Here is a 22,028-nt window from a genome sequence, read left to right as displayed (position 1 = left end):
GGGTCGGCCGTCGGGAGTTCAGCGCAGTGTGTGGGGGTGCTTGCCATGGCAGCTGCCGAGTACCGGTTTCGCAGCAGCTGGTGGTTGCCTGCGGTGCCGGCGGCGCGGGTTTTCGCCGCGGTCGTCGATCTCGAGTCCTATCCCCGCTGGTGGCCGGACGTGCGCGCGGTGCGGCAGGTCGACGACGACACCGCCGAGGTCGTCTGCCGGTCGAGGCTGCCCTACCGGCTCGTGATCGCGATGCACCGGGAGCAGCAGGACCAGCTGGCCGGTCGGGTGCGGGTCCGGCTCAGCGGTGACCTCGACGGGATCCTCGCCGGTGCGCTGCACTCCGTCGACGGCGGCACCCGGCTGGAGATCACGCAGCACGTCCGCGCCCGCAAAGCGTTGCTGCGCCGCCTCGACGGCGTGGCCCGGCCGTTCTTCCGCGTCAACCACGCGTGGATGATGCGCCGGGGTCACCGCGGCCTCGCCGCCTACCTCGTCGGCCCACCCGGCTGATCCACGCCCGCGGCGCACAGTTCCGCAGGCGCCACGACGCGGCGGCGCGGGATCAGGGTCACGGCCGCCACGACCGCGGCGAGCGTCACCAGCGCCGCGCTCAGGCCGTAGGCAACGCGGAAGCCCGAGGTCAGCGCCTCGCGCCGGTCGGCACCCGTGGCGAGCAGGCCGCCGGTACGCGCGGCGGCCACGGAGGCCAGCAGCGCCGTGCCGATCGCCGCGCCGACCTGCTGGGTCGTGGTGATCAGCCCGGACGTCACCCCCGAGTCGGCCGGTCCGGAGGCGGACATCGCGAGCCCGACCAGCGACGGCACGGCCAGGCCGGCGCCGGTGCCCATCAGCAGCAGCGCCGGGAACACGTGCAGGAAGTAGCCGCCGTCCGCACGCACCTTCGTGAGCAGCAGGAACGCCACCGCCGTCACCAGCAACCCGCAGACGAGCACGGTGCTCGGCGAGAACCGGGCGCTCAACCGGTCGGACAGGCCGAGGGAGAAGACCGCGATCATCACCGGCGCCGGCAGGAACGCACATCCGGTGCCGAGCGCGTCGAGACCGAGCACCTGCTGCAGGTACAGCGCGGTGACGAACTGGAAACCCAGGAACCCGGCCACCATCACGATCATGGTCAGGTTCGCCCCGGAGACCGCGCGGATGCCGAACAGCCGCAGCGGCAGCAACGGTGTGCGCGCTCTGGCCTGTCGCAGTACGAAACCGGCCAGCAGTGCGCCTGCTCCGCCGAGCGTGCCCACGGTCGCCGGTGTCCAGCCGGCCTCGCCGGTCTGGACGATGCCGTAGCCGAGCATCATCACGCCACTGGTGACGAGCAGTGCGCCCAGCACGTCGATGCCTTCCCGCAGCCCGGTTCCCCGGTCCGCCTCGACCACGAACGGCGTCAGTACCAGTACCGCGACGCCGATCGGCAGGTTGACGTAGAAGGTCCAGTGCCAGTCCAGCGTCTGGGTGAGCGCACCGCCGGCGACGAACCCGATCGACGCGCCCGCGGCCTGCGTGAAGCTGTACACCCCGATCGCCCGCGCACGGGCCCGCGGCTGCGGGTACATCGTCACGATCATCCCCAGCACCACGGCCGAGGCCAGTGCTCCGCCGACGCCCTGCACGAACCGGGCCACGACCAGTGAACCAGCGTTCGGGGCCAGCCCCGCGGCGAGCGACGACGCGGTGAACACGACGAGCCCGGCCAGGAACACCCGGCGCCGTCCGGCGAGGTCGCCCAGCCGTCCGGACAGCAGGAGCAGCCCGCCGAACGCGACGAGGTAGGCGTTGACCACCCACGCCAGGCCGGGCGTGCTGAACCCCAGATCCTCCTGGATCGCGGGCAGCGCGACGGCGACGATGCTCCCGTCGAGCACCACCATCAGCGAGGCGGTGCACAGCACCGCGAGCGCGATCCCGCGCCGACGGGTCGTTTCCGGCATTTCGGTCCCTTCACCTGCTGGTCGCAGAGTTTGCCCAGCTCAGAGCCAGGGCATCTGTTGTTACTGCGACCATCATGTGTGACCATGGGAGGCCTGAGAAGGAGGCACTTCCATGTCCCAGGGGAACATCGCTGTGACCGACCAGGACGGCGCCGTGGACCCGGAGAAAATCGAGGCCTGTACGGTGCTCGAGGCGGTCAACCGGATCAGCGGCAAATGGGCGATCGGCATCCTGCTGGAGGCGATGCGCGGTCCGGTGCGGTTCACCGCACTCGAACGTTCGGTGGCGGGCATCAGCCGCCGGATGCTCACGCTCACGTTGCGGAACCTGGAACGCGACGGCCTGCTCGTGCGCACGGTCTACCCGACGATCCCGCCACGGGTGGAGTACGAGGCCACGCCCATGGCCCGCGAGCTGTACGAGACGTTGTCCGGCCTGATCGGCTGGGCCGAGCGGCACCGCGAGGCGATCGGGGCTTCGCGCGCGGCCTACGACGGGCACGCCGCCTGCTGAGCACGAAAAAGGTGCCGTGGCCGTACGCGCGGGGGACGCGCACGACCACGGCACCTGGAGCCGGCCCGGCGGGAGAGGCGCCGGGCGCGGACGTCAGCTGCCCGAGATTGCCGGCACCTGCTCCTTCGGCGGTTCCGCGGGTGCGGAGTGCCCGTCGTCGAGCAGGGTGGCCTCGTCGAACGGGTTCTGCCCGGCGAACACCGCATGCGAGCGTTCCCGGTCGAACTCCTTCATCCACGATCCGATGAGGACGGTCGCCACCGCGTTGCCCGCGAAGTTGGTCAGCGCGCGGGCCTCGGACATGAACCGGTCGATGCCGAGGATGAACCCGACGCCGTCGACCAGTTCCGGCCGGTGCGACTGCAGTCCGCTGGCCAGTGTCGCGATCCCGGCGCCGCTCACGCCCGCCGCACCCTTCGACGCGATGATCATGAACAGCAGCAGGGTGATCTGCTCGCCCAGTGCGAGCGGCTCGTCCTGTGCGGTGGCGATGAAGATCGTCGCCATGGTCAGGTAGATCGCGGTGCCGTCGAGGTTGAACGAGTACCCGGTCGGCACGGTGATGCCGACCACCGGCTTGCTCACGCCGAGGTGCTCCATTTTCGCGATCAGCCGCGGCAGCGCCGATTCCGACGACGAGGTGGACAGGATCAGCAGGAACTCGCGGCCCAGGTAGCGCAGCAGCTTGAAGATGTTCACCCTGGCGCCGAGCCAGAGCACCGCGCCGAGGATGCCGAACACGAAGATCAGGCAGGTCACGTAGAACCCGAGCATGATCACCAGCAGACTGCGCAGCGCACCCCAGCCGGTGGCGCCGACCACCGCGGCGATCGCGCCGAACGCGCCGACCGGGGCGGCCCACATGATCATCGCCAGGATCCGGAACACCAGCCGCTGCACGTGCTCGATGCCACGCAGGATCGGCTCGCCGCGCTTGCCCAGTTTCTGCAGCGCGAATCCGCAGAGCAGCGCGACCAGCAGCGTCTGCAGCACCTCGCCCTCGGTGAACGCCGAGACGAACGAGGTCGGGATGATGCCGAGCACGAAGTCGACGCCGCCCTCGGCGTCCGCGGACTGCTCGTGCACCTTGGACACGTCGGACGGGTTGAGGTGCAGCCCGGTGCCCGGGTGCAGCAGATTGCCGACCACCAGGCCGATCGCGAGCGCGAAGGTCGACATCACGATGAAGTAGACCAGCGCGGTCACGCCGACCTTGCCGACCTTCGCCGCCTTCGCGACCGAGCCGATGCCCAGCACGATGGTGCAGAAGATGATCGGCGAGATCATCATCTTGATCAGGTTGACGAAGCCGGTGCCCAGCGGGGCGAGGCTCTTGCCGACGGACGGCCAGAGCAACCCGACCGCGACGCCGAGGACTACGGCGACGATCACGGCCAGGTACAGGTAGCGGGTGCGGTCGCGCTTGGGCGCGGCCGCCTCGGGGGTCGGTGTCGGCACCGTTGCCTCCAGCTCGGGATCAGTGGAACGCAGGTCACTATGCGGGCAGGATATGACCACCGTCACCGTTGTGTTCATTGAGTTCGCACAGTCGCGGCACGCTCCGCGTACAAGAGCGTCCGCTGTGGACGCAGGCCCGCCGCCGGTGTGTCCCGGCCGCCGCCGGTGTGCTGGTATGGGCGGGTGCCCTCGACGCCGCGGATCCGCACGAGCCACTGGAGCCTCGCCCGTCAGCTGCTGATCCTGCAGCTGGCGGTGCTGCTGGTGCTCGTGGCAGGCGGAATCGCGATTGCCTACCTCGATGCGAAGCGCAGCACGACCGACCGCGCGGGGGAGCAGTCGCTCGCGGTCGCCCGCGCCATCGCCGACGCACCGGATGTGGCGGGCGCGGCGTCCACAGCGGACCCCACCGCGACGCTGCAGCCGTACGCGCAGCGGGTGCTCGCGGACACGAAAGTGGACTTCGTGACGATCATGTCGCCCCAGGGAATCCGTTACACGCACCCGAATCCGGCACTGATCGGCCGTCCGTTCCTCGGTCACATCGAGGCCGCGCAGCGGGGCGGGATGGTGACCGAGACCTACACCGGTTCGCTCGGCCCGTCGGTGCGTGCGGTGGTCCCGGTGTTCGGTGCGGCCCACCGGGTCGTCGCACTCGTCTCGGTGGGCATCACGATCGCCGCGATCTCCGCGGAACTGCAGGACCGGGTGTGGCCGCTGCTCGGGGTCGCGGCGGCGGTGCTGGTGGTCGGCGCGTGCGGTGGCTGGCTCGTGAGTGCCCGGCTCAAACGGCAGACCCGCGGTATCGCACCCGGTGAGCTGAGCAACCTGTTCGAATACCACGAGGCGGTGCTGCACTCGGTTCGCGAGGGAGTGCTCCTGATCGGCAGCGACGGCCGGGTCGGGCTCTGCAACGACGGCGCACGCACGCTGCTGGGGCTCGGCGGCGACCCGGCCGGTCTGCCGCTGTCCGGGCTGGGGCTGCCTCCGGAGCTGACCGCCTCGTTCACCGCGCCGGAGACCCGCACCGAGGAGCTGCACCTGACCGATTCGCGGGTCCTGCTGGTCAGCACCACGCTCGTGCGCTCCGGCGGACGGGCGCAGGGCACCGTGGTGACCTTGCGCGACCACACCGAACTGCAGTCGCTGACCGGTGAACTGACCACCGCGCGCAGTCTCTCCGAGGCGCTGCGGTCACAGGCACACGAGGCGGCGAACCGGTTGCACACCGTGGTTTCGCTGGTCGAGCTCGGCCGTCCGGAGGATGCCGTGGAGTTCGCGACCGCGGAGCTCGCGCTGGCGCAGGAACTGACCGACCGGGTGATGAGTGCGGTCGCCGAACCGGTGCTGGCCGCGCTGCTGCTCGGCAAGGCCGCGGAGGCGAGCGAACGCGGGGTCGAGTTCACCATCACGCCGGACACCGTGATCGACGACCTCGGTCCCGGCGTCGAAGGCCGGGATCTGGTGACGATCCTGGGCAACCTGGTGGACAACGGCATCGACGCGGCGGTGCGCGGAGCGAGCGGACGGCCCGCAGTCGTGGTCACCGCCCGATCCGGGAAAGAAGGGCTGATCCTGCGCGTCGCGGACAACGGGCCGGGCGTTCCGGAGGAAGCTGCGGAGGATTTGTTCCGCCGCGGCTGGTCCACCAAGGCGGACGAGGGACACGGGCTCGGACTCGCGCTGGTGGCGCAGGCGGTCCGGCGCTACGGCGGCAGTATCGACGTGGACACCGACCGCGGCGCGGTGTTCACGGTCCGGTTGCCGAGGCAGGAGGTGGTGCGGTGATCCGGGTGCTGGTGGTGGAGGACGAACCGGTCGCGGCCGACGCGCACCGGCTGTACGTCCAGCGGCTGTCCGGGTTCGAGGTCGCCGGTGTGGTGCACTCCGGCGGGGACGCACTGCGGTTCTGCGAACGCGAGCCGGTGGACCTGGTGCTGCTGGACTTCTACCTGCCGGACACGCACGGGCTCGCGGTGTGCCGTTCGCTGCGCGCGGCCGGTCTGCCGATCGACGTGATCGCGGTGACCTCGGCGCGGGACCTGTCGCTGGTGAAGGCCGCGGTGTCCGTGGGTGTCGTGCAGTACCTGCTGAAACCGTTCACCTTCGCGTCGTTGCGGGAGAAGCTGGAACGCTACGCGCAGTTCCGGGAGGCCTCCGGCGAGGTGACCGGACAGGCGGAGATCGACCGGGCACTCGGCACGCTGCGGACCACCGAGCACCCGTCGCTGCCGAAGGGGATGAGCGCGCAGACCCTCGACGCGATCACCGAAGCACTCGCCGACGCCGCGGACGGGCTTTCCGCGGGCGGCGCGGCGAGCGCGATCGGCGCCTCCCGCGTCACCGCCCGCCGTTACCTCGAATACCTCGCGGACAACGGCCTTGCCCACCGCGAACCCCGCTACGGCCAGGTCGGCCGCCCCGAGGTCTGGTACCGCCTGCATTCTGTATAACGGCCTATACGGCGCGGGACCGGTCCCGCAGTGTGGCCCTAGGGTGCTTCCGAGCACGGAGGAGGGGGCACATGAGGCGCGCAGGTGCAGCCGGTCTGGCAGCAGGTGGACTGATCGGCACGGTCGTCATCGGTTGCAGTGGCGAGGCGCCGAGTGCGGCCCCGGCCCCGATGAGCGTGCGGGACGCCGATCCCTGTTCGTTCATCGAGCAGTCCGTGGCGACCGCAAACGGTCTCGGGCAAGGGAAAACCGTCAACGAAGCGAGGTTTCGCAACTGCTGGTGGACCGCGGGTTCCTTCACGACCGCGATCTTCGTCAGATGGGACCGCGGCGTGTTCGTCGACTTCAGCGACAGCTATCCCGAGCCGCTCGGCGACGTGGAACTCGGGGGCGAGCAAGTCCTGCTGGGCAAAAGCCGGGTCAACGCCGGGTGCGCTGGGACGATCTTCGCCGAGAACGGGACGTCGGTCCTGGTCGGCGTCGCCTACTACCCGCCGGCTACTGCCGACACCGCTTGTGAGCGCGTCAAGACCATCGGCGGGCCGGTGGTTCAGCGGCTCCGCTCGCTGCACCTGCTGGACGAGCGACCCACCTCCTGAGCGGTGGGCTCAGCGTGGCCGCCCGGGTACCCCCGGCCGGGTCTGCCAGGGGTGCGGACCGTCGAGCGGCCGGTAGTCCACCCCGAGCGCGTCCAGTCGGGGCAGATGGTGCTCGCGCAGCCGTGGCAGGAATTCGGCGAAGTCCCGGGGTCCGTTGCTCCACGCCACTTCCGCGAACGCGCACAGCCTCGGGAATGCCGCGTAGTCCACGCGCCGCGCGGTGTCCAGGTGCTCGGACCACACCTGTGCCTGTACCCCGCGCAGCCGCGGGCCCGGCAGATCGGGTTCGTAGGCATAGACGTTTTCGAGCGTGTGCAGGTAGCCGACCGGGATCGGTTCGTCCGGATGGTCGCTCTGCCGGTGGTCGAGGTACAGGTGCTCCTCCGGGCAGAGCACCACGTCGTGGCCGAGCCGGGCGGCGCGGGCACCGTGCGCCGGATCGCGCCACGCGCCGATCACCATGGGCGGCAGTTCGCCGGTGTCCAGCACCTCGTCCCAGCCGAGCGGGGTACGGCCGCGGGCGCCGAGGTGGTCCGCGATCGCCCGTACGAGACGGCTGTGCCCCGCGTTCGCACCCGGCACCTCGTCACCGCCGAGGCCGATCACCGGGGACGGGAACACCTCCAGCAGGTGGTCGAACACCGTGCGGAAGAATTCCACAGTGGACTCCGACGGATCGAGCAGATCCGTGCTCACGCCCCAGGACGTCCAGACCTGCCACGACGCCGACGGGTCCGGGCCGAGCTCCGGATAGGCGGCGATGGCTGCGCGCGAATGGCCCGGAAGGTCGATCTCCGGCACCACCGTGATCGCGCGCTCGGCCGCGTAGGCCACGATTTCCCGCAGGTCGTCGGTGGAGTAGAAACCGCCGTGCGGACGTCCGTCGCGTTCCGGGCCGTCGTGCCTGCCGACCATCGACGAACGCCGCCAGCCGCCCACCGAGGTGAGCCTCGGAAACCGCGGAACCTCGATGCGCCAGCCCTGGTCGTCGGTGAGGTGCAGGTTCAGCACGTTGAGCTTGTGTGCGGCCAGCAGGTCGACGAACCGCAGTACCTCGGCCTTCGTGCGGAAATGCCGTGCGACGTCCAGCAGGCAGCCGCGCCAGCCCAGCCGGGGATGGTCCTCGACGGTACCGCACGGCACCCGCAGTCCACTGTGGATGGCGGCCGCGCGGAACGCGTCCGGTCCGGCGAGCTGGCGCAGTGTCTGGCGGCCGTAGAACTCACCGGCCGGATCGGCGGCGGACAGCGTGACCCCGCTCGGGGTGATCTCCAGCCGGTAGCCCTCGGCGGGCAGTTCCGCAGTGCGGCGCACTTCGACCGGGGCGGGCCACGCGCAGGTGCCCGGCGCTTCGGTCACCGAGACGGGGCGGGGCAGCAGGGTCGCGAAACCGGGCATGGTCAGCCTTTCACCGCGCCGGCCAGCCCGCCGACGAGCCGCCGCTGCACGAGTACGAAGAACACCAGCACCGGGATCGTCATCAGGGTGGAAGCGGCCATCACCGCGCCCCAGTCGGTGTCCTCCGGTTTGAAGAACACCAGGATCGCCTGCGGCAGCGTCTGGTTCTCGGTTTTCGAGATGATGAACGTCTTGGCGAACAGGAAATCGTTCCAGGCATGGATGAACGCGAGCACGCTCACCGCGACCAGTCCCGGTGCGACCAGCGGGAACAGGATCTGCCAGGTGAACCGCATCCGCGAGGCGCCATCGATTTCGGCTGCCTCCTCCAGCTCCACCGGCACCGCCGCGACGAACCCGCGCAGCATCCAGATCGCGAACGGCAGGCTGAACACCAGGTGCACGAGCACCAGCGAGCCCAGCTCGTTGAGCCCGAACGCGGGTACCGCGGCGCCGACCGAACGCATCAGGAAGAACAGCGGGATGGTCAGCGCCTCCACCGGCACCATCTGCGCGACCAGGATCATTACCAGCGCCACGGTGCGCCCGCGGAAGCGGAACCGGGTGAGTGCCACCGCGGACAGGAACGACAGCAGCAGCGACAGCACCACCACCACGACGGCGACCACGAGGCTGTTGAGGAAGTACCGGCCGAAGCCGGACACCGTGAGTACGCGCGTGAAGCTGTCCAGGCTGGGGGCGAACGTCCACGGTTTCGGGTCCGCGCTCTGGATCTCCCCGGCCGGTTTGAACGCGGACAGCACCATCCAGTACAGCGGGAACGCCACGATCCCGGCGATCACCACGGTCACGATCTCGGCCACCAGCCGTCCGGGACGGCGCACGCGGCGGGCACCGGTCACCGCCATGGCGCGGCCCCTTCCTGCCCGGCCCGGCGCTGCGTGCGCACGTAGAGCCCGGTGACCGACAACAGCAGCAACGTCATCACGACTCCGATCGCCGAGCCGAGGCCGTACTCCTGCCCGGCGAAGGCCTGCTGGTAGGCGTAGACGTTGAGCACCAGGTTCCGCCCGGCCACGCCACCGCCGTTGGTCATCACGTAGATCTGGGTGAACACCTTGAAGTCCCAGATGATCGACTGGATGGTGGCGATGGTCAGCAGCGGGCGCACCATCGGCAGCACGATCGCCCAGGTCCTGCGCCAGGTCGAGGCACCGTCGAGCGCGGCGGCCTCCAGCACCTCACCGGGCACCGCGCGGATTCCGGCGTACATGGTCACCAGCACGAACGGGAACGAGCACCAGATCACCTCGGCGGCGACCAGGCCGAATGCGCCGACCGTGCCGAAGGTCCACGAGTGGTGTGCCATCCCGCTGAACCCGATGCCCGACAGCACCTCGTTGACCAGCCCGAAATCGGTGTCGAAGAGGAACAGCCAGACGTACGAGCCCGCGATCGCCGGCGTCGACCAGGCGCCCAGCGCGGCCAGGAACAACAGCATCCGGGGCAGCGCGCGCACCCGGGTGGCGAGCACCGCCAGCGCGGTGCCGGCCACCAGGCTGCCCGCCACGCAGACCGCGGCGAACCCGACCGTTTTCGCGAGCACGGTCCAGAACTGCACGTCCGAAACCAGTGCCGCGTAGTTGTCCAGCCCGAGGAACACCAGCGGTGCCGCGCCCGCTGCCTGCGGCTGGCCGTAGTCGTAGAACGAGATCAGCACCAGCTGGTAGATCGGGTACACCAGTACCGCGGCGAGCAGGATCCCCGCGGGCAGCAAGTAGAGCAGGGCGGCGCGGCCGTCGCGGCGTACCGCCCGGCCCGGCGCCCGCGGGCGCAGTGTGGCCACCGCGTCAGCCGAAGTTCTTGTTCATCGCCGCCGCGGCGTCGGACAGCGCGGCAGCCGGGGTCTTGCCGCCGGTCGCGATCTGCTGCACCGCGGTGGGCAGCACGTTCTGGCTGTCGATCTTCGACCACCCCGGTGCCGCGGGCACGAACTTCGTCCCTGCGGCGAGGGTGTCCACGAACGCCTTGAGCGACGGGTCGTTCGCGGCGAGCTTCTTCTGCACGCTCTGCAGGGTGGGCAGGTTGCCCATCGCGGCATACATCTTCTCCTGGTACTCGGGGCCGGCCAGCAGCTGGGCGAACTGGACTGCGAGCCCGTGCCGCTTGCTCGCACCGAACACCCCGAGCAGGTTGCCGCCGGCGAACGCGGGTGCGACCGAGCCCGGCTTGGTGCCCGGCAGCGGCACGATCCCGTACTTGCCCTGCACCGTGCCCTGTTCCACCGCCTTGCGGTTGAAGTCGCCGCCGATGACCATGCCTGCCTTGCCGCCGGCGAACGCGGTCACGCTCTGCGTGCCGGTGAGGTTCGCACAGGCCGACGGCGGGCAGATGTCGTCCTTGAGCAGTGCGGCATAGTCCGCGAGCCCGGTGGCGGCCGCGCCGGATTCCACAGTGGACGTCCACTTCCCGTTGTCCTGCTTGGCGACGTCGCCGCCGTTGGCCCAGACGAAGGGGAGCATCGCGTAGGTGTACTTGCCGCCGGTGGCGATGCCGTAGAGATCCGGCTTCGCGGCACGGATCTTGCGTGCGTCGTCGGCCAGTTCGGCGAGCGTGGCGGGTGGCTTCAGACCCAGTTCGGCGAACACGTCGGTGCGGTAGTACAGCGCACGGACCCCGGTGTACCAGGGCAGGCCGTAGGTTTTCCCGTTCGCCTTCGCGGTGTCGAGCACCGAGGGCAGCAGGTCCTTGCCCGCCGGCCACGAGGCGAGGTCGCCGGAGAGATCGGACAACGCACCGGTCTGCGCGTAGCTCGCGACGTCGGTGTTGCCGAATTCGGCGACGTCGGGAGCGTTCGAGGAATCGTTGAACGCGCCGGAAAACTTGTCGGCGCGTCCTTCCACCGGGACCCACTGCACGTCCACGTGCACCCCGGAGTGCGCGGCCTCGAACTCGGCGGCTGCCTCCTTCACCGCGGCCTCCTTGGGGGCGCGGCTGGCCTCGTCGAACAGCCACACTCGCAGGGTTCCGGTCTGTTCGTCACCGCCCGCGGCCGCCGGAGCGGACTGGGTGGGTGCGCAGCCGGCCAGCAGCGCGAGCGCGGCGAGAGCGGGCAGGGTAGGGCGCAATCTCATGGGGACTCCCGGGGAGGATGCGGGGATCAGGCGAAGAAGACCGAGTTGACGCTGGGGACCGCGAGCGAACCGGCGACCTTGCCGGGCAGCCCGCTGGTGGCGTCGCGGGGCAGCCAGGTGACCGTGCCGGAACGCTGGTTGGCCACGTAGAACCACTTCTCGCCGGAATCCAGCGCGAGGTGCCGTGGCCAGTCGCCGCCGGTGTCCACACTGGACGCCAGGGTCAGGCCGGCCCCGTCGTCGGCGACGGTGAAGGTGGCGATCGTGTTCGGCCCGCGCACGGTGGCGTAGACGAACTTTCCGTCCTGGGACACCGCGATCTCACCGGGGAAGAGGTCACCCGTGCTGCCCGCCGGCACCGCCGGGACGACGGCGAGCGGCGTGAACGTGCCTGTTTCCGCGTCCCAGCCCGCGACGGTGATTTCCGGGCGCAGCTCCTGCGCGAGGTAGGCGTGCTTGCCGTCGGGGTGGAACACCAGGTGCCGCGGCCCCGCGCCGGCGGGCAGCGTGACCTGCTTGTGCAGCGACAGCTTCCCGGTGGCGGTGTCCAGCGCGTAGACATACACCGAATCGGCACCGAGGTCCACCGAAAGCACCCAGTTGCCGGACGGATCGTTCACCACCTGGTGGGCGTGCGCTTCGCGATCCGTTCCGGTGTGCTGCTGGAGATCGGTCGCCTCGCCGAGTTTCCCGCCGTCCTCGACCGGAAGCACGACCACGCTGCCGGAGCCGTAGTTCGCTGCCAGCACGAACTGCTGGCTGCTGTGCACGGAAAGGTGCGTCGGCGCGGCACCCTTCGACGACGTGGCACCGAGCAGCTTCGGGCTCGCCCCGTCGCTGAGGTCGAGCGCGGACACCGTGCCGTCCGGATCGCCTTCGTTGGTCACGTACAGCGTGCGGCCGTCGCTGCTGCGGTCGAACCACGACGCGTCCGGCACATCGGCGACGGTCCGGACCGCGCTCAGCGCGGGATCGGTACCGGCTCGGCTGACCACGTCCAGCCCGTGCCCGGTCGGCGGGGTGCTGGTGTAGCTGCCGACGTACGCGGTGGTCCCGGCCTCGCGGCCGGACCCGGACCGGCCGGACGCGGCGCTCGCGAACGGGGCGCCGAGCACGGTGCCCGCCCCGGCGGCGCCTGCCGCGCCGAGGAACGTGCGACGGGAAACTGCGGCCATCGGATTCTCCCTGCTCTCGCTCCGGGTGGTTCAGCCCAGCATGGTTCAGACCAATGCCATGACCAATGCTGCCACGGCGAAACCGCTCAGGGAAAGGACTGTTTCCAGTGCGGTCCAGGTTTTCAGCGTTTGCGGCACGGAAAGCCCGAAGTAGCGGGACACGATCCAGAACCCGCCGTCGTTCACGTGCGAGGCGATGATCGACCCGGCGGAGATCGCGACCACGATCAGCGCCAGCTGCGGCTGGGAGTAGTGCAGTTCCACCACCGTCGGCGCGACGATCCCGCCGGTGGTCACGATCGCGACCGTGGCCGAGCCCTGTGCGATGCGCAGCCCGCAGCTGATCACGTAGGAGGCCAGGATGACCGGCAGCCCGGCGTCGCCGAGCGAACCGGCCACCGCCTTGCCGATGCCGGTCGCGGACAGCACCGCACCGAAGAACGAGCCGGCGCCGACCACCAGCAGGATCATCGCGACCGGTCGCAGTGCGGCGGCGGAGAGCTGGGCGAGGTCGGCACCGGTCATCCCGCGGCGGCGGCCGAGCAGCCACGACGCGAGCAGGGTCGCGATGGTCAGCGCGATCGCCGGGGTGCCGAAGAACGCCGCGACCTCGGCACCCGCCGAGCCCTCCGGCAGCAGGATGCTGCCGAACGTGCCGAGCAGGATCAGCACCAGCGGGACCGCGATGATGCCGCCGACCAGTCCCAGCGACGGCGGGGTACGGGACTCGTCCTCGTCGTCGCCTGCCAGCTTGGCGAACTCCTCGGCGAGCGGTACGTCCACCCGTTTGCCGATCCAGGTGGAGTACAGGATGCCGCCGACGAACCAGGCCGGGATGCCGCAGACCGCGCCCATCAGGATCAGCCAGCCCAGGTCCACGTGCAGCAGTCCGGCGGCGGCGACCGGACCGGGGTGCGGCGGGATGAACGCGTGCGTGATGGACAGCCCGGCCAGCAGCGGCAGGGCGTACAGCACAATCGAGCGGCCGCCCTGTTTGGCCGCGGCGTAGACCAGCGGCGCGAGCACGAAGATGCCGATGTCGAAGAACACCGGGACACCGAAGATCAGCCCGGACAGGCCCATCGCCAGTGGCGCGCGTTTCTCGCCGAAGGCCCGCAGCAACGCCGAGGTCAGCACCCGCGCGCCGCCGGATTTCTCCAGGATCGAGCCGAGCAGCGTGCCCAGCCCGATGATCGCGGTGATGTGCCCGAGGATGCTGCCGAATCCCTTTTCCAGCAGGGAATCCGAGGTCTTCTGCGCGGTGCCGACCAGGGTGCCCACCGGCACTCCCGCGGCCAGCGCGGTGAGCAGGCCGACCACGATCAGTGCGATGAACGGTTCGAGTCTGGCCTTGATGATGAGCACGAGCAGCAGTGCGATGGACACCGCAGCGAGGGTGAGCAGACCGCCGGTCGTGGTCTGCAGCCAGTGGATCATCTGCCCCTCCCGGGGTGCCGAAGGGAGTGTCCGGCGAGTGCGCCGGTGGGGTGGGTGTCCGCGATCGCGGCGACGCCGTTCACGAAGACGTGGGAGATGCCCGCGGCAGGTTGCCGCGGGGTTGCGAACGTGGCGGTGTCGGCGACCGTGTCCGGATCGAAGAGCACCAGGTCGGCGGCGTGCCCCGGGCGGATCAGGCCCCGGTCGGCCAGTCCGAGCCGCCGTGCCGCGCGCCCGGTGAGGTGCGCGACGCAGTCGGCCAGTCCGAGCACGCCCAGTTCGCGGACGTAGCGGGCGAGGTAGCGCGGGAAGGTGCCCCACGCCCGCGGATGCGGCCGGTCGCCCACCAGCAGGCCATCCGAGCCGCCGGTGTGCGTGCGGTGGCGCATGATGGCTTGCACGTTCTCCTCGTGCCCGACGTGCATCAGGCAGGAGGTGCCGAGCTGTTCGTCCAGCAGTGTGTCGAAGTACAGCTGTGCCGGCGGTTTTCCGGCTGATCGCGCGGAATCCGCGACGCTGTGCCCGACCAGCGCCGCGTTTTCGGCCCGCCGGACGCCGTTGATTTCGATGGCGGCCCAGTCGATCGGCACACCGTGTGCACCGTCCGAACCGGACTCTTCCAGTGCTGCCCTGATCCGCTCGCGGGTGTCCGGATCGGACAGTCGCGCCAGCGTCGGCGCCAGCCCGCCCTCGGTGGCCCAGCTGGGCAGCAGCGCGGACAGGTAGGTCGCGCCGGGCAGGTACGGGTAGGTGTCGAGGGTGATGTCGCAGCCGTCGTCGAGTGCTTCGTCCAGCAGCTGCAGCAGATCCGGTGCTTTGCCCTGGTTGACCGAGAAGTTCATCGTGGCGTGCGCCAGGTGCAGCGGACAGCCGGAGCGGCGGGACACCTCGACCATCTCCGCGAACGCCTCCAGCGCACCGGCGCCGTAGCTGCGGTGGTGCGGGCTGTAGTAACCGCCGCGTTCGCCGGCCACCCGGCACAGCTGCACCAGCTCTTCGGTGCTCGCGTACATCCCCGGCGTGTAGGTGAGACCGGAGGACAGGCCGAACGCGCCTTCGGCCATGCCGGTCGCGATCAGCTCTTTCATCCGCGCCAGTTCGGTTTCGGTTGCCGGCCGGTCCGCCCAGCCCACGGCCAGCATCCGGACCGTGCCCTGCGGCACGAGGTAGGCGGCGTTCACCGCGATGCCGCGATCCAGCCGGTCGAGGTATTCCCCGACCGACCGCCAGTTCCAGTCGAACCCGGGCGGATCGTCGTTCCAGCCGGCGAGCTGCTGGCGCAGCGCGGCCAGCACGGTGTCGTCCACCGGTGCGTACGACAGGCCGTCCTGCCCCAGCACCTCGGTGGTCACGCCCTGGCTCACCTTGGCGAGGTGGTCCGGACGGGCGAGCAGCTGGAGATCCGAATGCGAGTGCATGTCGATGAACCCGGGGGACAGGACCTGCCCGTCCGCGTCGAGCACTCGGCCTCCGGTCAGCGAACCGGGTCCGGCGACCTCGGCGATCCTTCCGCCGGCGAGCCCGACGTCCTGACGGGTGAGCGGGGCTCCGGTGCCGTCCGCGACCTGCGCACCGCGAATGACCGTGTCCAGCCGAACCGTGCTCATCAGAACCACGTCCGGACGAAATCGACCACCGTTTCGCCGTCGGTGCCGACGACCGGCAGCAGCGGCCACTTGTCGAACGTCGTGCACGGATGCGACAACCCGAGCCGTACCCAGTCACCGACGTCCACCGGCGAACCGGCGGGCAGGGCGAGGAAAGCGTGTTGGTCGTTCATCTTCGTCACGGTGTGCCCGCTCAGCTCGGTGACCACGGCTTCCTTGCGCAATTGCTGCGGTTCTGGCATGCCTTCGTCGTAGGGCAGATCGCGTTTGCCCGCGGTCAGCAGAGCCAGCTCGTCCGACGGCTTCGAGGTGACCTGCGCCCAGGCGTGCAGTGCGGGCCGGAGGGTTTCCACGCCGGTGATCCGCGGGTGCGCGCCGAGCGGCGAGATCTGGCGGTAGAAGCCGTCGTCGTGCGTCACGTAGGCGCCGCTGCGCAGGATCGGGACCACGTCGAGCCCGTCCGGCCAGGGCTTCGTCAACTCGTCGACCACGCGGTCGAAGTAGGCGCTCCCGCCCGCGGTCACGTAGACCTGGCCCGGTGCGAGCAGGTCCTTTTCCGCGAATGCCACGGCAAGCTCGCGCAGACCGTGCACGTAGGAACTGATCTTCGCCAGCGCCGCCGCGTCGGTGTCGTGCGACAGCGCGCCCTCGTAACCGCCGGTGCCGCGCAGCCGGAGGGCTGGACTTTTCGCGGCCGCTTCGGCAACGGCGAGCGCGGTAGCGGTGGTGCGCACGCCGGTGCGTCCGCCGTCGGCGCCGAGCTCCACCAGCACGTCGACCGGCCGCGGTGAACCGTCGAGTGCGGCGGTCATCAGCTCGACGCCGCGGACCGAATCGACCCAGCAGACGAACTCGAACTCCGGATCCGCGGCCAGCTCACCGGCCAGCCAGCGCAACGCGGACGGGTCGACGAGCTGGTTCGCCAGCAGGATCCGGGACACCCCGAAGGCGCGGGAGATCCGCACGTGCCCGGCGTTCGCCGCGGTGATGCCCCACGCGCCGTGTGCGAGCTGGCGGGCGTACAGCTCGGGTGCCATCGTGGTCTTTCCGTGCGGCGCCAGCGCGACCCCGCGTTCTGCGCACCACCGCGCCATCGTGCTCAGGTTGTGCTCGAGCGCGGCCGCGTCGAGGACCACGAACGGCGCGAAGAACCCGTCGGCGAACAGGTTCGCGCGGCGGGCCGCGGCCTCGTCGAGGGTGAGCCCGGCGAGCGCGGGCGCGATGGAGCGGAACCGCCAGTCGATCCGTTCCGCGCGCCCGGCGCGGACGGCGGCGTCGAGTGCGGCGTTGCCGGAGCTGTTCATCACGAGACCTCGGTTGCGTATATTGCAACGGACGTTGCGCAAAATGCGTTGCATAGGTGTAGCATCCGGGTCGGCACAGGTCAACGGGCTGAAAGAACGGGGAATGCGGCAGTGACGAAGGGTCCGACCGGTCCGCCGGAGGTGCTCTGCATCGGCGAGTCGATGGCCTTGTTCGTGCCGGCCGAACCCGGTCCGCCGGACGAGGTCCGCACCTGGCTGCGCACCGTCGGCGGGGCCGAGTCGAACGTCGCCTCGCACCTGCCCGCACTGGGTGTGCCGAGTGCCTGGGTCAGCGCGGTCGGCGACGATCCGTTCGGCCGCGCGATCGTGCGTGAGATCGCCGCCGCGGGCGTCGACGTCGGTGGCGTCGTGGTGGATCCGGCCCGGCCGACCGGGCTGTATCTCAAGGAATCCGGTGCGAGCGGCAGTCCGGTGCGGTACTACCGGAGAGGTTCGGCCGCCTCCGGGATGGGACCGGAGCTGGTGTCCGGGCTGGATTTCCCCGGCGTGCGCGTACTGCACCTGTCCGGGATCACACCGGCGTTGTCGGACAGCTGCGAAGCGCTCGTGCGGGCGTTGCTGGACATACCGCGCGACGAGCTGCTCGTCTCGTTCGACGTCAACCATCGTCCGGCGCTGTGGACCGGGCGTGATCTGTCCGTTCTCCGTGAACTGGCCGGGCGCGCGGATCTCGTGCTCACCGGCGACGACGAGGCCGAACGTGTGTGGGGCACCGGTGATCCGGTGCGGCTGCGGGAACTCCTGCCCGGTCCGCGCACGCTCGTGGTCAAGCGCGGGGAGCACGGGGCGACGCTCGTGGAAGACGGTGCGGACCCGCTGTTCGCACCTGCGTTGCGAGTCGAGGTGGTCGAACCGGTCGGCGCCGGGGATGCGTTCGCCGCCGGATTCCTCGCCGCCACCCTGCGCGGTGCGGACCCGCTCACCCGGCTCCGCCAGGGGCATCTCCAGGCGGCCGCGACGCTGCTGACCCAGGACGACGTCGGCGTCCCGCTGCCGGACGAGATGGTGCGCATGTTGCTGCAGGCGGACGCGGACGGCTGGGCCGCGGCGCGGCTGACCGGGGAAGGGGTGACGGCGAGGTGAGTCAAAGCCTCGACCGGGCGCTGACCGTGCTGAGCGGTCTTGCCCGCGGCGCCAGGACGCTCGACGAGCTGGCCGAGGAGATCGGCGTGCACAAGACGACCGTGCTGCGCCTGCTGCGCACACTGGAATCGCACCATTTCGTCCGGCGCGACGACGCGCGCCATTACCGGCTCGGCAGTGCACTGTTCGACCTCGCGAACCAAGCGCTGGAGGACCGGGACGTGCGCCGGAGCTCGCACGAGGCGCTTGCCGCGCTCAACCTGCGCACCGGGCACACCGTGCACCTTGCCTCCTATGAGGACGGTGAGGTCGTGTATATCGACAAGTACGAGGGGCACCACTCGGTGCGGATGTACTCGCGGATCGGGAAGCGGGCACCGCTGCACTGCACCGCGGTCGGCAAGGTGCTCGTCGCCGCCATGCCTGCTGCCCAGCGCGAGAAGCTCGCCCACGAGATCGACTACCCGGTGCTGACGTCGACCACGATCACCACCCCCGAGGCGTACCTGGCGGAACTGCAGGACGTGCTGGCCCGCGGCTACGCGGTGGACAATGCGGAGCACGAGGACTTCATCCACTGCATTGCGGCGCCGGTACGCGGCGCCGGCGGGGAAGTACTGGCCGCGGCGTCGATGTCGGTACCGAAGGTCCTTTTGGACCACGACGGCCTGCTGGCGCTCGCTCCCGAGCTGCTGGCCGCCACCGAGGAAGCTTCCGTCCACAGTGGATGGACGGGGAACGGAAAGGGGCAATGATGGGCAAGACGGCGATCACCACGCAGAACGCGCCGCAGCCGCCGGCGAGGTTCTCGCAAGCCGTCCGGAAGGGAAACCTCCTGCAGGTGGCGGGCCAGGTCGCCTTCGACCCGGCGACCGGCGCGGTGGTCAGCGACGACCTGGCAGGCCAGACCCGGCAGGTGTTCGGGAACATCGAGGCGATCCTCACCGAGGCGGGCGCGAGCTGGGCGGACGCGGTGATGGTGCGCGTGTACCTCACCGACACCAGCCACTTCGCCGAGTTCAACGAGGTCTACAACGACCTGATCGGCGACGCCCCGCACGCGGCCCGCACCACGGTGTACGTCGGCCTCCCACCCGGCCTCCTGGTGGAAATCGACGTACTGGCGGTCCTGGACTGAACCACGCGGGTGCCGGCCCGCCCCGGGCACCCAGCCCCCGGGGCGGGCGGTGCCCCGGCGGGTTTCTCCGGCACCGGCCGGTGCCGCTCAGCCGGACGTGTCGCCGGAGACCCGCCGGCCCGGGACGCTGCCGGCCACCGGTCGGTCCGGAGTTTGCTGCGTCGGCCCGGATCTGCTGCGTTGGCCGGATGGTGGCCCGGACGTGTTGTGCCGGTCGGATGTGCTGCGTTGGCCGAGTGCGCTGTCCGGGTCCGGGCGTGCCGGGTTGGTCGGGACTCGGCGCGGATGTGCTGTGCCGGCACCCGATGTGCCACGGCAGCAGGGCGTGTCGTGCTGGCCTGATGCCGGCCGGACGTCCTTCGGCCGGCAGCCCGCGTCGGCGGCCACGGGTCAGCCGAGCACGCTCGTGTAGGCGTTGATCGCGGGCTGTCCGCCCAGGTGCGCGTACAGCACGTTCGATCCGGCCGGAATCTCCTTGCGCCGCACCAGATCGATCAATCCGGCCATCGACTTCCCTTCGTACACCGGATCGGTGATCATCCCCTCCAGCCGTGCGGCGATCCGGATCGCCTCGAGCGTCGTCTCGTCCGGGATCCCGTAAACGCCCGCGTGGTAACGCTCGTCGAGCAGTACCTCGTCGACCGGCCCGGCGCCCAGCAGTTCCACGGTGCTCTTCGCGATCCGGCCGATCTGCTCGCGCGTCTCGACCGGCTTCGCCGAGGCGTCGATCCCGAGGATCCGCCGCGGCGTGCCGCTCGCCGCGACTCCGGCCAGCATCCCGGCCTGGGTGCTGCCGGTGACCGAACAGACCACCACCGTGTCGAAGAAGATGCCGAGTTCCCGTTCCTGTGCCTCGAGTTCCAGTGCCCAGTTCGCGAAGCCCAGCCCGCCGAGCCGATGGTCGGAGGCGCCCGCCGGAATCGGGTACGGCCGTCCGCCGCCGGACTCGACCTCGGCGAGGGCCTGTTCCCAGCTTTGTTTGAATCCGATGCCGAACCCGGCGTCGACCAGCCGCACGTCCGCGCCGAGGAGCCGGGAGAGCTGGATGTTGCCGACCCGATCGTGCAGCGGATCATGCCAGTCGACCCAGCTTTCCTGCACCAGCACGGCTTTCAGCCCGGCCCGCGCCGCGGCCGCCGCGACCTGCCGGGTGTGGTTGGACTGCACGCCACCGATGGACACCAGCGTGTCCGCGCCCTGCGCGAGCGCGTCCGCGACGAGGTACTCCAGTTTGCGGGTCTTGTTGCCGCCGAACGCGAGGCCGGAGTTGAGGTCCTCGCGCTTGGCCCACACGGCCGCGCCGCCGAGGTGCTCGGTCAGCCGTTCCAGCCGGTGCACCGGCGAAGGCCCGACGAGCAACGGGAAACGGCGGAAATCGGCGAGGCTCACGAATCCTCCAGCAGTGTTTCGAGATCGGCCCAGATGGTCGAGGTGATCCGGATGGCGGCCGTCGCGTCACCGGCTTCGAGCGCGGCGATGAGGTCTTCGTGCCGCTGCACCGAACGTTGTGCGGGCAACGAGCTGAATCGCGCGTATTCGAGTCGCCGCAGCAAAGGTGTGTACCGCTCGAGAGTCGCGGCCACGGCGCGGTTGCCTGCTGTGTGCATCGGTATGTCGTGCAATTCGTCGTCCGCCTCGATCGCGGTGCCGGCCTCGCCGCCGGCGACCGCGGCGGCGAACCGCTCGTTGGCCGCCCGCATCGCGGTGATCTGCGCCGGCCCGAGCCGGGGAAGCGCTTCCCGGACCGCGAGCTCGTGCAGTGCGCGCACGAGCCGGACCGCGTCCCGGACGTCGTCCGCGACGAACTCGGCGACCCGCGTGTAACTCTGCGGTTTGGAGACCACGAGCCCGTCCTCGGCCAGCCGGAGCAACGCCTGCCGCACCGGAGCCCGGGAAAGCCCCAGTTCGCCGGCGAGGTCGGCGTCCCGCAACGGAGTACCCGGCGCAAGACTGCCGTCGATGATCGCCTGCCGGATGCGCTGGTACGCCTCATCGCGCAGCAGTGACCGGGGCACCCGGGGCAGCACACTCACATCTAACATGTTAGATGAACGAGGACGACCCCGGCAACGCTTCGCGCGGCGGAGCCCACTCCGCGGCCTGCCACCGCCGGGCGAGGTCGCCGTCCTGGTCAACCGTGCGAGCCGCGCCGGTCGTTCGATCCCGGTGGCGGCTGCCGTGGAATCGTCCGGCAGACCTGCCACGGCATGACTTCGGGCCGAGCCCGTCCGGCCTCGCTCGGCGCCGGTCCGGTGCGCGGCCCGGCGGATCTGCCGTGACCCGCGCGGGAAGCGCTCACGCCGGGCCGGCGGAGACCGTTCAGCGCACCGGGCCGGTGTACTTCTCGCCTGGTCCTTGGCCGGGTGGGTCGGGCACCGCGGATGCTTCCCGGAATGCCTTCTGCAGTGACTGCAGCCCGTCGCGCAGCGGGCCGGCGTGCAGGCCCAGGTACTCCGCCGACGCGGTCACGAGCCCGGCCAGCGCGGTGATGAGCCTGCGGGCCTCGTCGAGATCGCGGTGCGGCGAGGTCTCCGGGTCGGCGTCGGCCAGTCCGAGCCGTTCGGCGCCCGCGGACAGCAGCATCACGGCTGCGCGGCTGATCACCTCGACGCTCGGGATGTCCTCCAGGCTGCGGTCGTCCGGGGAATACGGGGGCGGTGAAGAGGGTTGTTCCGACACGTCTGGTACCCTTCCACGTGCGACCAGCTCCCGAGTGATCGGGGGCGGCAAGTGGAGCCCCGCTCCCACCCGCGTCACCGTCTCAGGTGTCCGGGTCCGGTCTCGCCGAGGTGTCGGATGCCGTGATGGT

The 22,028-nt window shown here is 70.4% G+C and carries 21 protein-coding genes; 8 read left to right on the top strand and 13 right to left on the bottom strand.

Translation table 11 applies throughout. The features are described 5' to 3' along the window. Positions 1 to 45 precede the first annotated feature (45 nt). Positions 46 to 501 carry an SRPBCC family protein gene (locus ABD793_RS38290; protein ID WP_344868432.1) on the top strand — a complete coding sequence of 152 codons (456 nt, stop codon included), beginning with the start codon at positions 46 to 48 and terminating at the stop codon, positions 499 to 501. Here the strand turns inward: ABD793_RS38290 and ABD793_RS38285 are convergent. Further along, entirely contained in the window at positions 477 to 1,937 is a 1,461-nt protein-coding gene (locus ABD793_RS38285; protein ID WP_344868431.1) for a DHA2 family efflux MFS transporter permease subunit, read from the bottom strand. The two genes, ABD793_RS38290 and ABD793_RS38285, sit on opposite strands and share 25 nt — an antisense overlap. 112 nt (positions 1,938 to 2,049) lie before the next feature. Here ABD793_RS38285 and ABD793_RS38280 point away from each other — a divergent pair, with 112 nt between their 5' ends. Next, a complete protein-coding gene (locus ABD793_RS38280) occupies positions 2,050 to 2,451 on the top strand; it encodes a winged helix-turn-helix transcriptional regulator (protein WP_344868430.1) in 402 nt (133 codons plus the stop codon). 93 nt (positions 2,452 to 2,544) lie between these two features. On the opposite strand, the gene ABD793_RS38275 is transcribed toward ABD793_RS38280, so the two are convergent. Next, entirely contained in the window at positions 2,545 to 3,909 is a 1,365-nt protein-coding gene (locus ABD793_RS38275) for a cation:dicarboxylate symporter family transporter (RefSeq protein ID WP_344868429.1), read from the bottom strand. A gap of 183 nt (positions 3,910 to 4,092) precedes the next feature. Between ABD793_RS38275 and ABD793_RS38270 the strand changes: the two genes are divergently transcribed. The 3 genes from ABD793_RS38270 to ABD793_RS38260 all read left to right on the top strand — a co-directional run bounded on the left by ABD793_RS38270 (position 4,093) and on the right by ABD793_RS38260 (position 6,961). Continuing rightward, positions 4,093 to 5,697: a sensor histidine kinase gene (locus tag ABD793_RS38270; protein ID WP_344868428.1), complete on the top strand. Its 1,605-nt coding sequence runs from the start codon at positions 4,093 to 4,095 to the stop codon at positions 5,695 to 5,697. Next, positions 5,694 to 6,362, top strand: coding sequence for a response regulator (locus tag ABD793_RS38265; RefSeq protein ID WP_344868427.1), 669 nt, complete (start codon positions 5,694 to 5,696; stop codon positions 6,360 to 6,362). Before ABD793_RS38270 ends, ABD793_RS38265 begins: the two co-directional genes overlap by 4 nt. Before the next feature lie 71 nt (positions 6,363 to 6,433). Then, the gene (locus ABD793_RS38260) at positions 6,434 to 6,961 is read left to right on the top strand and encodes a hypothetical protein (RefSeq protein ID WP_344868426.1); all 528 of its coding nucleotides are present in this window, start codon (positions 6,434 to 6,436) and stop codon (positions 6,959 to 6,961) included. Between the two features lie 9 nt (positions 6,962 to 6,970). On the opposite strand, the gene ABD793_RS38255 is transcribed toward ABD793_RS38260, so the two are convergent. The 8 genes from ABD793_RS38255 to ABD793_RS38220 are packed head-to-tail and all read right to left on the bottom strand — an operon-like array spanning position 6,971 to position 16,977. Next, entirely contained in the window at positions 6,971 to 8,359 is a 1,389-nt protein-coding gene (locus tag ABD793_RS38255; RefSeq protein WP_344868425.1) for a beta-N-acetylhexosaminidase, read from the bottom strand. 2 nt (positions 8,360 to 8,361) lie between these two features. Continuing rightward, entirely contained in the window at positions 8,362 to 9,228 is an 867-nt protein-coding gene (locus tag ABD793_RS38250) for a carbohydrate ABC transporter permease (protein WP_344868424.1), read from the bottom strand. Beyond that, positions 9,219 to 10,166, bottom strand: coding sequence for a carbohydrate ABC transporter permease (locus tag ABD793_RS38245; RefSeq protein ID WP_344868423.1), 948 nt, complete (start codon positions 10,164 to 10,166; stop codon positions 9,219 to 9,221). The genes ABD793_RS38250 and ABD793_RS38245 overlap by 10 nt, the downstream gene beginning before the upstream one ends. 4 nt (positions 10,167 to 10,170) lie before the next feature. After that, entirely contained in the window at positions 10,171 to 11,454 is a 1,284-nt protein-coding gene (locus tag ABD793_RS38240; RefSeq protein ID WP_344868422.1) for an extracellular solute-binding protein, read from the bottom strand. A gap of 26 nt (positions 11,455 to 11,480) precedes the next feature. Then, positions 11,481 to 12,629, bottom strand: coding sequence for a lactonase family protein (locus tag ABD793_RS38235; RefSeq protein ID WP_344868421.1), 1,149 nt, complete (start codon positions 12,627 to 12,629; stop codon positions 11,481 to 11,483). 45 nt (positions 12,630 to 12,674) lie between these two features. Next, positions 12,675 to 14,066 carry a GntP family permease gene (locus ABD793_RS38230; RefSeq protein WP_344868420.1) on the bottom strand — a complete coding sequence of 464 codons (1,392 nt, stop codon included), beginning with the start codon at positions 14,064 to 14,066 and terminating at the stop codon, positions 12,675 to 12,677. Beyond that, complete coding sequence (locus tag ABD793_RS38225; RefSeq protein ID WP_344868504.1) at positions 14,063 to 15,658, bottom strand: N-acyl-D-amino-acid deacylase family protein; 1,596 nt, start codon at positions 15,656 to 15,658, stop codon at positions 14,063 to 14,065. Before ABD793_RS38225 ends, ABD793_RS38230 begins: the two co-directional genes overlap by 4 nt. Before the next feature lie 14 nt (positions 15,659 to 15,672). Continuing rightward, positions 15,673 to 16,977, bottom strand: a complete 1,305-nt coding sequence (locus ABD793_RS38220; protein WP_344868419.1) for an amino acid deaminase — start codon at positions 16,975 to 16,977, stop codon at positions 15,673 to 15,675. Between the two features lie 111 nt (positions 16,978 to 17,088). On the opposite strand from ABD793_RS38220, the gene ABD793_RS38215 reads away from it, so the two are divergent. The 3 genes from ABD793_RS38215 to ABD793_RS38205 are packed head-to-tail and all read left to right on the top strand — an operon-like array spanning position 17,089 to position 19,219. Then, the gene (locus ABD793_RS38215) at positions 17,089 to 18,081 is read left to right on the top strand and encodes a sugar kinase (RefSeq protein WP_344868418.1); all 993 of its coding nucleotides are present in this window, start codon (positions 17,089 to 17,091) and stop codon (positions 18,079 to 18,081) included. Continuing rightward, positions 18,078 to 18,836 carry an IclR family transcriptional regulator gene (locus tag ABD793_RS38210; RefSeq protein WP_344868417.1) on the top strand — a complete coding sequence of 253 codons (759 nt, stop codon included), beginning with the start codon at positions 18,078 to 18,080 and terminating at the stop codon, positions 18,834 to 18,836. Before ABD793_RS38215 ends, ABD793_RS38210 begins: the two co-directional genes overlap by 4 nt. Further along, a complete protein-coding gene (locus ABD793_RS38205; RefSeq protein ID WP_344868503.1) occupies positions 18,836 to 19,219 on the top strand; it encodes a RidA family protein in 384 nt (127 codons plus the stop codon). The genes ABD793_RS38210 and ABD793_RS38205 overlap by 1 nt, the downstream gene beginning before the upstream one ends. Positions 19,220 to 19,609: 390 nt before the next feature. Here the strand turns inward: ABD793_RS38205 and ABD793_RS38200 are convergent, their stop codons facing one another. From ABD793_RS38200 to ABD793_RS38190, 3 genes are all read right to left on the bottom strand, one after another. After that, entirely contained in the window at positions 19,610 to 20,608 is a 999-nt protein-coding gene (locus ABD793_RS38200; protein ID WP_344868416.1) for a 1-aminocyclopropane-1-carboxylate deaminase, read from the bottom strand. Continuing rightward, complete coding sequence (locus ABD793_RS38195) at positions 20,605 to 21,243, bottom strand: GntR family transcriptional regulator (protein WP_425548841.1); 639 nt, start codon at positions 21,241 to 21,243, stop codon at positions 20,605 to 20,607. Before ABD793_RS38195 ends, ABD793_RS38200 begins: the two co-directional genes overlap by 4 nt. Before the next feature lie 295 nt (positions 21,244 to 21,538). Continuing rightward, the gene (locus ABD793_RS38190) at positions 21,539 to 21,898 is read right to left on the bottom strand and encodes a DUF1844 domain-containing protein (protein WP_344868414.1); all 360 of its coding nucleotides are present in this window, start codon (positions 21,896 to 21,898) and stop codon (positions 21,539 to 21,541) included. Between the last annotated feature and the right edge of the window lie 130 nt (positions 21,899 to 22,028).

The organism is Amycolatopsis ultiminotia (assembly GCF_039536925.1).
In the GTDB taxonomy this organism is placed as follows: domain Bacteria; phylum Actinomycetota; class Actinomycetes; order Mycobacteriales; family Pseudonocardiaceae; genus Amycolatopsis; species Amycolatopsis ultiminotia.
The sequence above is the reverse complement of the archived record's forward strand: the minus strand, read 5'-3'. Positions and strand labels throughout refer to the sequence as shown.

What these genes read in the sequence shown, in the direction of transcription:
- ABD793_RS38290 (WP_344868432.1), top strand. Translation starts at nt 46, where the DNA reads ATGGCAGCTGCCGAGTACCGGTTTCGCAGCAGCTGGTGGTTGCCTGCG.
- ABD793_RS38285 (WP_344868431.1), bottom strand. Translation starts at nt 1,937, where the DNA reads ATGCCGGAAACGACCCGTCGGCGCGGGATCGCGCTCGCGGTGCTGTGC.
- ABD793_RS38280 (WP_344868430.1), top strand. Translation starts at nt 2,050, where the DNA reads ATGTCCCAGGGGAACATCGCTGTGACCGACCAGGACGGCGCCGTGGAC.
- ABD793_RS38260 (WP_344868426.1), top strand. Translation starts at nt 6,434, where the DNA reads ATGAGGCGCGCAGGTGCAGCCGGTCTGGCAGCAGGTGGACTGATCGGC.
- ABD793_RS38255 (WP_344868425.1), bottom strand. Translation starts at nt 8,359, where the DNA reads ATGCCCGGTTTCGCGACCCTGCTGCCCCGCCCCGTCTCGGTGACCGAA.
- ABD793_RS38250 (WP_344868424.1), bottom strand. Translation starts at nt 9,228, where the DNA reads ATGGCGGTGACCGGTGCCCGCCGCGTGCGCCGTCCCGGACGGCTGGTG.
- ABD793_RS38240 (WP_344868422.1), bottom strand. Translation starts at nt 11,454, where the DNA reads ATGAGATTGCGCCCTACCCTGCCCGCTCTCGCCGCGCTCGCGCTGCTG.
- ABD793_RS38235 (WP_344868421.1), bottom strand. Translation starts at nt 12,629, where the DNA reads ATGGCCGCAGTTTCCCGTCGCACGTTCCTCGGCGCGGCAGGCGCCGCC.
- ABD793_RS38230 (WP_344868420.1), bottom strand. Translation starts at nt 14,066, where the DNA reads ATGATCCACTGGCTGCAGACCACGACCGGCGGTCTGCTCACCCTCGCT.
- ABD793_RS38220 (WP_344868419.1), bottom strand. Translation starts at nt 16,977, where the DNA reads ATGAACAGCTCCGGCAACGCCGCACTCGACGCCGCCGTCCGCGCCGGG.
- ABD793_RS38205 (WP_344868503.1), top strand. Translation starts at nt 18,836, where the DNA reads ATGGGCAAGACGGCGATCACCACGCAGAACGCGCCGCAGCCGCCGGCG.